The following is a 13414-nucleotide window of genomic DNA, read 5'->3' on the forward strand; positions in this document are numbered from 1 at the left end:
GCTCAACATCACGGTCAAGCACCGCACCCATAACTTCTCGAATCGAAAACGGCTGCTTGCGGCCCGGGTTGCGGCTGCTAGAAAAGATATCCCCTACTTGGTCAAAACTTTCTTCTCCAAGATAAGGTGTAGCGTTCAACGCTCTGTGCAATGGATCTTCGGTATTAACCAAAGGCACATACCTGCTGCCTCGTGGAACATACGTGAAGTCGTAGTGCCTAAATAGAATATCGTAAGCCTCTTTGAGGTCAGCAGCAGCGTACTGCGCTTCCCCATTCGGTCCCATAATATCTTCCAAGCCACCAATCCCGTTGTTGGTTGGAGCCGCTACAGACCCAGAGAACTCAAGCGCTCTCTTACCTGTTAGCAGCATGCAACCTTGCCCAGTCATGATCAGCGCCCCACGGCAGTGGTTAAGCATCGTTGCTTCGGCGTTCCAATAAGACTGAGCCCCAACACAAACACCATCCACGATGATGTTCATCACACCACCTTTTTGTGTGAACTGAATAATGCGCTTAAGAACTCTCGCCGTCCAATCGAGGTTTTCCGTCCCTGAATCAAATGCAATTTTGGCACCAGAAGAAATAGGTACCCATTCAACTGGAATCTCTTCAGCTTCGGCCATATCAATCGCCGCGATAACTCGAGCACATTCTGGTTCAGCCAGCGCTCCCATACTTCGAGTTGGGTCACCGATGATTAAGATACGCTCGAGACCTGCCGGGAATCTTGCATGGATGTTGTTGATCTTACCCACAACCAGGTTCGCTTGGTTCTCGCCCCAAGGCCGTTCCTTCACGGAGATCAAACGCTGACCATCCTCACTTAAATCCAGCTCTTCAAAAGTACCCTTACCAAAGCCCGCACCCGTCTCATCTGACGTAAGGGTACGCACCAGCTCATAAGGAAAGAATTTATTGGCGCGGCGCGCTTCCACAACACGCTGCTCGTATGAAGAAAGTACTCTGTGTGGCCGCTGCCATGGCTTCACAATACTAAGCATTGAACCGCGGCTCGTTGGATCGGACCATTCAACAGCCATAAAGCGTGCTTCTTCTTCAGGTTGACCTTCCTTCACGAAGTTTGCCATGACGACAACTTTTTCTAGGCCAAGCCCAGGTGCCCACGGACTCAAGCGCTTGGCGATGGATGCCATATCGTCTTGGGTCAAAGTCACAACGGGTTTGAAAATCAGAGAGATTCGATTCCAAACCATTCGGTTGCGGTTACTCTTCTTATCTCTAAACGGTCCATAACCCGATAGAGTTAAGGCCTGGCTGATTCCATAAATCGCGTTCAAGTAAACACGTTCAAATGATGGAAGATAAAGTGTACTCGGATCGTTGATGCCCGGCTGCGGATCGAACCGCTCTATTTCTCCAACGGCAACCAAGCGCTCATCACCCGATCCGTCGCGCGCCTTTGCATTCATTAGAATGATGCCAGCCGGTGCGGGAATTCTTGTAAGGTCGAATTTCTCCCAGCGGTCGAGTTCGTGAACGATATCTCGATTTGGGTGCAGGTCACGGTAAAGCTCTTTCTCGATCAGCTTATCGCCCTGACGCAGAAAGGTTCGCGCGGTTAGACCAGACTCTGAGTTACCCCAAAGACACGTGACACGTTTCGGTCCCTCAATATTTTCAAAGACTTCGCGTAATTGACCCTCAGGTGGCTCAAACGCCAAGAACAGATCCATCTCGCTCATCTGCCCAGCAATGGTCGCACCAACTTGCAAGTGCGACGGTTCGTAAATCAGTGCGCCCGCAAATGCAGACTGGTCGTCGCGAACAAATGAATAGCTAGCAACCTCGTCAACCGTTTGCTCCGTTAACTTGGTTGCCGCAACTTGGTGCACATGCTCTAGCAGTCCGCCCAAAAGAGTTAAGCGATGATTGTGTGGCCGCTGGGACACCCCAGCAACAAGTCCCAAGAGCGGCGCCAATGGCATTTCAACCAAGAGGCGTCTTGCTTCTGCGAGCGATTTCTCATCTTCATTTGGATCAACCAAGCGTGACAACAAACCTGCTGCCTCATGGTCCTCTGCGGCTAAGTCTTTTTGCAGGCGTGGCCCATCAAAGAGAACGTAGATTGCTTGCCAAACTGCTTGAGCAAGACGGCGATTCGTCGACACGGTAAAGTGTGCAAATCGCTCGAAAAGGTTTCGGCAACGCATACGCTCTTGTGTTGAATCGTCTTCAACTTTTGCTCGGCTCATTGCATCAAAAACAGCAAAGAACAGACGGTGAAAACGCCCTGGAACGTAATGACTTTGGAAAAGTCGTAAGAGTGCCGCCTCAGTCTGGAAAGAACGACGAAGTCCGGTCACATCATGCATCGCCAGAAAGTCGACAAGTCGCTCTTGGAATATTTCTGAGAGCTGGTCTTCATCACCAATTGGGTGACGAATAAAACCAATCAGCTGATCCTGTGAGGCGTCGCCTGACTCATTTCGAGCATCATCAAAGGCACCTCGCAAAAAGAGAGATTCTTGTAAGAGAACCACTTCGATCAGTTCAGTTAGTTGTTCCCGGGTAACCTCAAGCTCGCCTTTTTCCAGAGCAGTTACCGCTGTATCAACTTCAAACTCATCGAGGTCGTAACCCAAGAGAGTGTTGCGCAGAAGATCCAAGCTACTAAGAACAGTTTGCTCTCCAGTAAGAGGTAGCAACGGCTCGATTTCATCCTCGTCATCATCCGCTTCTGCTTCAATATTGAGCATTAAATCGCCGGCAGCCACGTGCATAGCAGGCCCAACATTTACTTCTTGAACGATACCACTTTGAGTTGAGAGTACGGCCGACTCCATCTTCATAACTTCTAGAGTTACGAGACGGTCACCAACTTTTACCTTGTCTCCCACTTCAACATGAACACGGGTTACTGCAGCAGGAATCGGTGCGAGCACTTCGCCGCCTGACGTCCGGGTGAAAGAGCAAGCAACACCGTCAACATCAACATGTACTGCACTCGGTGTACCTATTCTTATAACCGTATGCCGTTCGCCAGAGCTCTCTTCGAGCACCATGGTTCGGTCACCGGTATTGCGCGCGTAAAGTTCAATGATTTGCTCACCGCAAGTAACCCGGTAATGACTCGGTCCCAAGGTCGCAACAGTTACTGCCAGTGGACGTCCATCCACCATGTACTTAAGCCGAGTCGCTCCAGGGCCAGACACTCTTCTTGGAAGCCCACGTTGTGCTTCGCTCAAAAAGTTAAGAACTGAGCCGCGGCGACTTCTTAAGTGGTCTCCAATGGATGCCGCACCCAATGCAATATCGAGTCGCGACCGCTCAGACATCGCTGGGCGCTCTTCTAAATATCCATCAAGCCATTTAGTTGTAACTGGCCCCGCTCGAAGCGCTGGACTGCAAATCAATTCCATCAAGAGCGCACGGTTGGTCGGACCACCTTCAATCGCAACCACAGTATCTCTTAATACTGTCTGCAGACGAGCCCAAGCTTCACGGCGATTAGCGCCCCATGCGATGACCTTTGCAATGTTTGAATCGAATTCTGTGGGAACAACATCACCCGCGGCGAAACCTGAATCCACTCGAATACCTGGTCCCTGCGGAGATTCAAAACGAACGATACCGCCGGCTGAAGGTGTAAAGTGGTCATCTGGGTTCTCTGCGTTGAGCCGCAGCTCAATGGCTGTTCCGCGAGGTAAAGGCGGCTTATCCGAAGGTAACTTCTCGCCTTGTGCCACAAGGATTTGCTGGACCGCTAAATCGACCCCATAAATTTCCTCGGTAATCGTGTGCTCAACCTGAAGACGGGTATTCATTTCCAAGAAATAGAATTCCCCGGTCGAAGGAACCAAGAGAAACTCTGCTGTTCCCGCTCCTTCGTATTCAGAGGCCTTTGCTACCGCTACAGCCGCGTTACAAATACTTGCCTCAAGCTCTGGACTCAAACCAGGTGCTGGAGCCTCTTCTATAAGCTTTTGGTGGCGGCGCTGCACAGAGCAATCCCGCGTTCCCATCGCCCAAACAGTTCCATGCTGGTCTGCAATGACCTGAACTTCAACATGGCGCGCCTCGGGTACCAACTGCTCCATCAGACAGTCTGCGTTACCAAAAGCTGAGGCAGCCTCGTTGGAAGCCGACTCAAAAGCCTCTGCAAGGCCAGCATCTTCATGAACGATTCGAATACCTCGGCCACCACCGCCTGCGCTCGCTTTAATCAAGAGCGGGTAGCCAATCTTTTTAGCCAGCTCTTTCGCATGCGCGACATCACGCACAACACCGTTGGACCAGCCGGTCACTGGAACCCCATGCCGCTCGGCCAAGGCTTTCGCTTCTACTTTATCACCAAGGAGGCGAATCGACTTTGCGGAAGGACCCACGAACTTGATGCCGTTGTTTTCACACGCTTCAGCAAACTCAGCACTCTCGGCCAAGAAACCCCAACCGGGCCAGACCGCCGTCGCGCCGTTTTCTTTGATCAGTGCAATCATTCGATCGATGTCTAGATAAGCCGATCTCATGCCACCCGCGGGATGCTTTACCATCGCGTCGCCAAGCGCCACAGCATGGGCCGCCTGACGCACGAAAAGCGCCGAACTTTCCGGGGCGGTATACAGTGCTACCGTCTCGAGAGGCTGATCGTATGTTTTGGACCAGGTACTCGCAGCTCGCATAAAACGAATTGCGGCTTCACCACGGTTTAAGATGACAATGCGTGAAAAGTTTTGCTCAGTCATAGCTATCCTCAAGTCTGTTTGCGTCCCTGACATAGTAGGAACCTTTGATCTCTACAACGCCACAATAACTAAATCGTTCATTCACTGAACCACGCCTCAAATTTCAAAAACCCACAAGTGATGCAAAATGCGAAAGAATTAGGAAAACGTGAAATACCGCACTGCAACAAAAGTACATTTTTTTATTATTCTTCTCACTCTGGGACATGCGAAAAGTATTACGCAGCAGGTAGTTAGCGAGATGCGCAACCGTCTAGTAAATTGGTCTTACCGTCTGCTTTGTCCCACTCTTTAAACACTGTTATGACACGATTGTTACAAACATCGGACATGGGAGAACTCCAATGAGAACATGGGCCACTATCGCTCTCATCACTTCACTCGTTGCTTGCTCAGATGAGGCTCAGCGCATTGATCCTGATCCTTGCTCGGAAGAGAACCCCTGCCTTGAGGGACAAACTTGTGAGTATGGTATTTGTACGGACAGCAGTGCTGGCGATGGTAACAACAGCAGCTCGCCTACAGATCCAGCCGACCCCGCTCCGACCACCGATGCAACGTGGCCAGCGAGTGCCGACCAGTACACCAGCAATCACTTAACACTGCTTACAAGCTTAGAGCTTGCCTCCTCATCAGATGACAACAAATTCGGCGAGTTGCTGCGGTTTCTTGCCACCCAAGCCGAGATCTCAGTCGACGGTTATTTTGATGAGTATCTACGTAACGGTGGTATTGTGAGCCTCGTTGATCATCAAGGTATTGCCTCCACCACAGAATCCCAAGCATTTCTTCTGACTCACCTTAACGGCGTATGGGCCGATGGTATGGACTGGGAAACAATCACCTCCGGCAACGCCAGTGTTCACATTTTACCCGAGAACTTCGAAAACGGTGCGTCAGCTCCAAGTGGCGCTTACGAATCCGCCAGCCTGATCGATGGCAACCTTCTGGGCAACAACGGTAACCTGGTTCTGGATATCCCGGCCGGTAACGTCTTAACCAATATCAATATCCACGAAAGCCAGCTCATGGCCGACACCATAACGTTATCAAATGAGGGAATCACCTACCGTGCCTCACTCAGCGGCTGGGTTTCTATCGCTGAGTTTTATGAAAGTGTGAACCGTGCCTTTGAGAACCTTTGTGGATGTGCTGGCATCGAGTCATCTCAAGATGTCTGGTCTGAGACAGAGCCGGGCGTCTATGATTGTCAGCCTGACTCTTTCACCACCGCCAATTGTGCCGCTACCGAGAACGAAGAGTTATGCACACGGGCTTTGCCTCTTTGTGCAACCCTTAGCTATGCAGTGCGTGGTGATATAGACGTTGACCCCAATATTCCAAATGAAGATGCCATGAGTGTTCTTTTGGATATTGAAGCCACATCCGTTACGTTGCAGCCCATGCCACCTGCTGAGCCAAGCACCGACGAGAGCGATGCAGCAAACTAACTTTTTTAAGAACCTTCCACCCTGTCACCAAAGAGACGCCCGATGAACGACGAAGAAGACCTCAAAGAAGATTACAAGAGACGCGCCATGGCGCACATGAACGGCCCTAATCCCCTGAAGCCAACCCACACAATTTACTGGGTTCGAGAACGCGGGGAAGGTGCCAAGGCTGCTTGGGACAGGATCGGCGTGGCTTGGACCAATCGAGACGGAAGCCTTTCGTGCAAGGTAGACCTTTTTCCGAAAGACGGTCGATTTCAAATCAGAAAAAACGACTAAGAAAACGAAGCGCGCACGGCTGGCTTACCAAATCTTCACTCGCTTCTCTTCATCTTGGTAAAGCCCATCACCGGGCTTCACACCAAAAGCTTCATAAAACTCAGGCATATTGGCAACCACACCCAGTACACGATAAATTGCTGGCGAGTGCGGGTCTGTCATCAAGCGCTGACGCAAAGCCGCTTCGCGGTACTTGCAAGCCCAAGACTGAGCCCAACCCAAAAAGAAGCGCTGCTCTCCCGTGAAGCCATCAATCACGGGTGAAACCTTACCGTTCAAAGAAAGTTTATAGGCCTTATAGGCAATGGTTAACCCGCCGAGATCACCAATATTTTCTCCCAGAGTAAGCTCACCATTTACGTGAGTACCCTCGATTGGGCTAAAATTCGCGTACTGGGCAATCATTAAGTCTGCTCGCCGCTTGAACTCTTTGGCGTCTTCTTCGGTCCACCAATCTCGCAGCATGCCATCACCATCTGATTTTCGGCCCTGATCGTCGAATCCATGGCTGAATTCGTGACCAATCACCGCACCAATCCCGCCATAGTTCACAGCATCATCGGCTTGTAGATTGAAAAAGGGAGGTTGCAGAATAGCCGCTGGAAAAACGATTTCGTTCATCGAAGGGTTATAATAAGCGTTCACCGTTTGTGGATTCATAAACCACTCTTCACGGTCTATAGGCTTACCAAGCTTTGCCATTTCCCGGTGATGCTGAAAAAGTCGAGTTCGTATAAAATTCCCCACCGGGTCATTGTTTTTGATCACCAGCGACGAATAGTCGCGCCAGCGTGTTGGGTAGCCAATCTTACTGACAAATTTCTTCAACTTCGCTTGAGCATGAACCTTAGTCGGCGGCGTCATCCAAGCAAGCTCATCAATACCCTTCTCAAACGACTTGGTTAGGTTACCAACCAAGCTCTCCATTCTCGCCTTCGCTTCCGGCTTGAAATGGCGCTCAACATAAACTTGCCCAAGTACCTCACCGAGCATGGATTCTACTTCGCTCACACCACGCTTCCAACGTGGTCGGTTCTCTTTGATCCCTCGCAGTACTTTACCGTAAAACCCAAAGTGAGCCTCAACAAACGCACTCGGCATTCTATTGGCCAATGAAGTGACTAAATGAGCCTCGCAATAAGCCTTCCACCCTCTCACATCCGTAGCCGTCATCAATTGAGCCAAGCTCTCAAAATAGTCTGGCTGCCGAATCACAACATGTCCTAAAGCACCGTCGACGCTATCATTCCAAGCCTTAAACGGAACGTCAGGCAATATGCTGGCCAGTTCATCAATGCTCAGCTTGTTGTATGTTTTATTCCGATCCCGGTTTTGCACACGTGTCCAATGTTTACTCGCAAGGCGCTTTTCGATTGCCACCACAGATGCCGCTTGAGCACCAGCATCGCTTCGGCCTAGTAGAGTGAAAATCTTTACAAGATAAGCTTCATATCCTGCTCGGATTTTTTGAAACTTTTCTTCCTCTTTAAAGTAGTAATCACGGTCTGGAAGTCCGAGTCCCGACTGGGTCAGGTAGAGAATATAAGACGTGGTATTTTTATGGTCCTGGTCAACCCAGCCACCAAAAGGAGTCTTCACACCGAGTTCTTGCAGATAAAGAAAATGCTTTCCAATATCTTGGTGAGTCTTCAATCCTGCGATTGCATTCAGCTCTTTATGAAGCGCTGATAACCCGGTGGCTTCAATGGCGGGCTCATTCATGAAGGCGGCATACGCATCGCCGACCTTCTTCGCCGAGTCTCCACTAAGTTTGCCTTCCGAGGCATCGCTGATGATAGCTTTTAAGTTGTCCTGTGACTCGTCGTAGAGATGTGTAAAGGCCCCGAAGGAACTCTTATCTGCGGGAATCTCAAAGGCATCCAACCACAGCCCGTTCGCAAAACGATACAGATCATCTTGAGGCCGAACAGATTTGTCAAAATTCTCAAGCACCAAACCGGAGCTTAAATTGCCAGTGGTCTCTCCCGGCACATCAGAGACACCCGACGTTGCACACCCCACAAGACACACGAATAGCGCCATGACAAAAAAGCGACTCATGATATTACTCTCCACAAAATTTTATTGTTCAAAAATCGTCCACAGAAGATTGTAGTTATCGCAGCTATAATCCAGATCCGGTAGATCGGGCTCGATGCGAATCCACAAAGTGGTCTCGTCCAACACAGTAGAGCTGTTCGAACGTAAAATCTGACCCGTTTCAGCCGGCTGTGTACCTGTAGCAAGCCAACAGTCTTGGTCCCGGTCCATGGCATATAAGCATGTTGGGTCGTTATGGGACCAGCATGCACAAAGCCAATACCAGTTATCCCCACTCGGGCCAGATGCTGACGAGAGCGTTAGTTCCACTCTAAAAGGTGCATCGGGAATAATATCGCTCAAGGCTTCGGTAGCGTCGATGCGAATGATGTCGACGTCACCGGCAGGTAGAATGCGTCCAGAAATGACACCGTTTGAGAGTTCAGGGTAGGTTCGATAGGCAGGCGTCGTTGAATCCGCTCCATCCGGAAAATCTTCCTCAACACCAGCGTCACCAACGTTGCTTGAATCGACCCAGAAGCCCTCGTCATATGCCCCATCACAATCGTCGTCTAAGAGATTGCATACCTCTGTTGAAGCCAAAGAAGCGGTATCACAAACGAGGCTATCCAAGGCATCTGGGTTGCAAATAACTGAGCCTGCCGTACAGCTCCCCGCTCCGCAGCTATCACCCAGAGCGGAACCTTCGTCGGCCCAATAAGAGGGATTGTCGAGCGTGAGACTTTCACCGAAAGACTGCCAAGCATCAACGGCAAGATTCGTATCACAATACTCACAACCGTTTTCACTGTTGCGAGCCATATCGGTAACGCAAGCTTCATCAATCAGGCAAAAGCCCTGATCCAATGGGTTACAAACGGAGTTCTCTTCGTCGCACAAAAGTGGTGTGCAAGCGAGGTCGTCTTCAACACAAGGGTTTCCATTCGAAACACAAAAGCCTTCAGTGCAAACTTCTTGGCCGTTACAAAACACACCATCGTCACCGCAGACGGTACCTTCAGGTACACTTGGCGGGCACTCCGTGAAGGTGCAGTCGGCATCACAGCCATCGTAGTCAATGCTGTTTCCATCATCGCACTCTTCACCTGCCGTCAGTACACCATTTCCACACGCGGTTTCTGTGCAATTGCTATCGCAGCCATCTGCGTCATCGAGGTTACCGTCATCACAAACTTCTTCACCGGCGAGTAATAAGCCATCACCACAAGCACCAATTTTGCAGTCTGCAGTGCATGCCGCGCTGTTGGAGTTCGCCTCGCCATTGTCACAATCTTCATTGGCTTCGATCACTCCATCACCACAAATCGAATCCACACACACCGAGTTGTTGCAAAGCTGATTCTCTTTACAGTCTGTGTCATCAAAACACGCCGGCACACAGGTGGAGTTTTCACACAACCAGCCAGCAGAGCAATCGGAGGTACTGGAGCACGTTGTCTCATCGGTGTCTCCCGGCTCACTCGCACATGCAGATAAAACGATGAATCCAATACAGATAGCCAAGGTGGCTAAACTGGGTACTCGAGAAGCGGTAGTTACGTTCATACCATAGACATTACCTGCAATTGAGAGGTTTGCAAGGCGTGAACGGCACCGCACACTTGGAGCACTGAAGTTACTTAAAAAAAGCCCCCGCTGATGCGGAGGCTTTAAAACGGAGATTTCAAGACTGCACCATTGCAACCCTGGCATCACCGCTTGCCCGGTTTGTTACTCAGCTAGAAGAGTCGTGATGTTGGAGCTTCCGTCGCCGCCGCCTTCACGCTGATTGTTGTAGATGTATTCCATGTTCGATGTCCGCAATACCGCTTCCCAAGGTAGGTAATAACTTCCATCACCACCTGGGTAATGAAAAATCTTGGAGAAAGTAGTTTGCCACTGTGGGTCACAAAAGACCTTGTCCTTTGGTAGAGCAGGAGAATAATGCTCGGCGTAGGCAGCGCATGTCTCAGCCGTGATCGGCTGACCATTTTCGTCTTCGCCAACAACAATCATCATATCAAGGCCACTGGCCCCATCTTGATTGAAACGCTCACGAACTTCTTCGACCTTAGCGGGACAAGCTCCGCACCATCCAGCAGTTGCAACTACCCAAAGTGCTTTATTTTGAGTTTGCCCACAGCCAAGAGAATGTAAATTAACATCAACACCATTTGCATTCGTTAACGTGAAATCACCAACATTGGCAGTTAGACCATTGCCGTTGCCTGAAGCCACACATCCTGAATCTGTCGATTCCGGTACAGTTGCCTCTGGAGCTGCTGGCTGGCCTGGGACGCCATTTCCAATGCTTGCACTGAAGGCATAATCATTGATGCACCATGTCTCGCCGCCTTGGACCGGCGTCGACTGATACGACTGGCCATCGATGGTCACTTCGCGAAATGTTGCGCTGATGGTACCTGTCATCAACGAACCAGCTTCGCCGATGGCGCTGATGTTCAAGTTACCGAGGTCTGCGAAATAAGTTTTCTCACAAGGCTGCATCGGATCTGAGCAGCCTGAGAATGCTAAGATACAATTGCCGCAATCCGCATAGTTCGTACCGTTTACGCTGTATTCACCGGGAGATGAGGCACCATTGTATGGAGCTGCTTGGTAAAGCTGAATTTGAAGCATATCGAATGGCGATGTATCGGCAGTTTTCGCCATATACATCATCAATCCTTGGCCGTCGCCGCCAGCCTCTTGTGAAACGGCGCGAAAGCCATCGCGGTCACACGTTCCGTCGCCAGTTCCTTGGTTTTCAGACCCCGTATTATCGGTGCCGCCGCCATCGGTATTTCCATCCGTCTGGTTGTTCGACTCTGCCGAGTCGCCGTTTGAAGAATCAGTCTGAGTGTCTCCCGAATCGCCTTGCTGAGTCGTCGCATCTTCTTTTTCAGCGCTCGAACCACAACCAGTTGAAGCTAGGGCCATGCACGCAACAATAGCAAACTGAGCAGCCATGCCGCTCCGGGTGCGTATCAACTTCATCGTTTATCTCCAGGTTTAGGGGCAAAGACGTAGGCTCAGGGCAAGAGCCGAATGCTTTGTGCCGGTTAGATGCCGGCAACCACAGTTTTAGGAATTTTAATTTCAATATTGTTAAAAAAAGATTTCAACCGGGCTTTGATCACAATCCACTTTGAATTTTCATTTCGCGTAACATTTTCCGCCAAAGCTATAATTATCTGCTTTCAATGCGGAATCTGCGGTGAGAACCTGAATCATGAGATCAATCCAATCAATTGCAACGCGCTGTGTCACTCTTCTTCTATTTATACTCTCGGCCTGCTCTGGGAGTCCGGCAGAGCCCGAAGTTCAAAGCTGTACACCGAGCGACGATCAAGATCCCTGCACGCATGACACCTGCGCGGACGGGGTCACCACCCACACCGCTGTCATCGGAGATCCCAGCTGGCACCAATGCTCAACGGACATTACGTTTTTTGCCATGGGCGACCCACAGTACGGTGGCGGTGCAGACAACAAGAATTCTTTTCACTTGGCCGCTCTAAACCAATTTGCAGGAACCCTCTGGCGCGATGAGCTTCCATCCGCAGGTACACCGGTTGCGCAGCCACTCGGTTTGCTGATCGCGGGCGATCTCACCCAAAATGGTAAAGACGGACGCGACGAAGCATTGGGGCCGGGACGAAATGAGATCGGAGAATTCGAGACCGATTATGGGCTTACCGGAACCGAGGGGGTTCTTAACATGCCGGTATATGAAGGCTACGGAAACCACGACTTTGATCCCGATATGCCGGACGACGAGTTTAACTGGCGCTATTACTACGATGAGAACCCTACTCCCAGCGTTGAACGGGTAGTAGCACGCAATGCCAACCGGGTAGGACTATTAAACACTGCGACAGGCAACGGCGGCCATTACTCATGGGACTGGGGTAACGTTCACTTCGTCAACGCCAACCTCTTTGCCGGTGATGAACCCTCTCAAATAGACGAAACCTCCGTTACCCGCGACCCGCGTATGTCACTGAGTTTTCTTCGCGATGATTTAAGACTTCACGTAGGCGACTCCAATCGCCCCGTTATCATTATGCAGCACTATGGCTTTGACCAATTTGGATATGAAGAACGCTGGTGGACCGATGCTCACAAAGACGACTTTTTGGAGGTCATTCGTCCCTACAACATCGTGCTCTTACTCCACGGACATACCCATGCGACCTATCGCTACGAGTGGGAGGGGTACGACGCTCTTAACGTGGGCTCACCCTATTACGAATCTTACAACTTTGATGGCCGAGGTCATTTCACAGTCTTTAGAATTACCGACACCACCCTTGAGGTCAGCGATGCAACCTGGAACCCAACCGAACAAGGGGCGAATCCTCAATTTTCAGGATGGTATTTGTCGAAGAGTTTACAACCGGCTTGTTTACCTGATGGGCTTCCGGCCTGTATGGCCGATTAAGCAATCTGGGAATTATCCTCAGCAGATGTCTCAAGCATAGCTGGCTTGCGAATAACTTCTACCAGCTGCGCAACTACAGACAGAGCAATCTCGGCAGGCGTCTGAGCACCAATATCTAATCCCATCGGGCAGACCACTCTATCAACCAGAGACTCTTCATAACCTTTGGCAAGCAGCCGTTGCCGTTGCATGTGGGCTTTTCTTTTAGAGCCTATGACCCCAACATAACGATTGCCCCGCTCTAAGACGAGTTCGAGAAGCTTTTGGTCTAACGCGTGTTCACGGGTTGCAATAACCACAAACGTATCCGGGCCATAAGGCAGCTCCCCGGCCCGGCCGAGGTCATACGTATCAACAACTTCAGTCAGGCCAAGTTTATTCACTGCCTCGACGTTCTCGTCTAAATCGTCCACCGCGGTAATCTGAAAATCCAGATGACATGCTTGTTCGAGGATGGCTTGGCCAACATGACCACACCCAAACACAACCAGC

General features: G+C 50.5%; 8 protein-coding genes. 3 read left to right on the top strand and 5 right to left on the bottom strand.

Going from position 1 to position 13414, the window contains the following annotated elements; all coding sequences use genetic code 11:
- A partial coding sequence (locus HOK28_14555) for an ATP-grasp domain-containing protein (protein MBT6434316.1) occupies positions 1 to 4708 on the bottom strand: 4708 nt, incomplete at its 3' end.
- 344 nt (positions 4709 to 5052) lie between these two features.
- Between HOK28_14555 and HOK28_14560 the strand changes: the two genes are divergently transcribed.
- Together HOK28_14560 and HOK28_14565 are read left to right on the top strand one after the other, a co-directional pair.
- On the top strand, positions 5053 to 6159 hold the full coding sequence (locus HOK28_14560; protein MBT6434317.1) for a hypothetical protein: 1107 nt from the start codon (positions 5053 to 5055) through the stop codon (positions 6157 to 6159).
- Between the two features lie 42 nt (positions 6160 to 6201).
- On the top strand, positions 6202 to 6438 hold the full coding sequence (locus tag HOK28_14565; GenBank protein ID MBT6434318.1) for a hypothetical protein: 237 nt from the start codon (positions 6202 to 6204) through the stop codon (positions 6436 to 6438).
- A 24-nt stretch (positions 6439 to 6462) separates the two neighbouring features.
- On the opposite strand, the gene HOK28_14570 is transcribed toward HOK28_14565, so the two are convergent.
- The 3 genes from HOK28_14570 to HOK28_14580 all read right to left on the bottom strand — a co-directional run bounded on the left by HOK28_14570 (position 6463) and on the right by HOK28_14580 (position 11475).
- Positions 6463 to 8499: a M13 family metallopeptidase gene (locus tag HOK28_14570; protein ID MBT6434319.1), complete on the bottom strand. Its 2037-nt coding sequence runs from the start codon at positions 8497 to 8499 to the stop codon at positions 6463 to 6465.
- A gap of 21 nt (positions 8500 to 8520) precedes the next feature.
- A complete protein-coding gene (locus HOK28_14575; protein MBT6434320.1) occupies positions 8521 to 10044 on the bottom strand; it encodes a DUF4215 domain-containing protein in 1524 nt (507 codons plus the stop codon).
- A 165-nt stretch (positions 10045 to 10209) separates the two neighbouring features.
- Positions 10210 to 11475, bottom strand: coding sequence for a hypothetical protein (locus tag HOK28_14580; GenBank protein MBT6434321.1), 1266 nt, complete (start codon positions 11473 to 11475; stop codon positions 10210 to 10212).
- 235 nt (positions 11476 to 11710) lie between these two features.
- Between HOK28_14580 and HOK28_14585 the strand changes: the two genes are divergently transcribed.
- Positions 11711 to 12922: a hypothetical protein gene (locus tag HOK28_14585; GenBank protein MBT6434322.1), complete on the top strand. Its 1212-nt coding sequence runs from the start codon at positions 11711 to 11713 to the stop codon at positions 12920 to 12922.
- On the opposite strand, the gene HOK28_14590 is transcribed toward HOK28_14585, so the two are convergent.
- Positions 12919 to 13414, bottom strand: a 496-nt coding sequence (locus tag HOK28_14590) for an XdhC family protein (protein ID MBT6434323.1), incomplete at its 5' end; no start/stop codon positions are given. The genes HOK28_14585 and HOK28_14590 overlap by 4 nt on opposite strands.

Source organism: Deltaproteobacteria bacterium (assembly GCA_018668695.1).
Taxonomy (GTDB): Bacteria; Myxococcota; XYA12-FULL-58-9; order XYA12-FULL-58-9; family JABJBS01; genus JABJBS01.

Coding starts and splice junctions, on each gene's coding strand:
- HOK28_14575 (MBT6434320.1), bottom strand. CDS start 10,044: ATGAACGTAACTACCGCTTCTCGAGTACCCAGTTTAGCCACCTTGGCT.
- HOK28_14570 (MBT6434319.1), bottom strand. CDS start 8,499: ATGAGTCGCTTTTTTGTCATGGCGCTATTCGTGTGTCTTGTGGGGTGT.
- HOK28_14560 (MBT6434317.1), top strand. CDS start 5,053: ATGAGAACATGGGCCACTATCGCTCTCATCACTTCACTCGTTGCTTGC.
- HOK28_14585 (MBT6434322.1), top strand. CDS start 11,711: ATGAGATCAATCCAATCAATTGCAACGCGCTGTGTCACTCTTCTTCTA.
- HOK28_14580 (MBT6434321.1), bottom strand. CDS start 11,475: ATGAAGTTGATACGCACCCGGAGCGGCATGGCTGCTCAGTTTGCTATT.
- HOK28_14565 (MBT6434318.1), top strand. CDS start 6,202: ATGAACGACGAAGAAGACCTCAAAGAAGATTACAAGAGACGCGCCATG.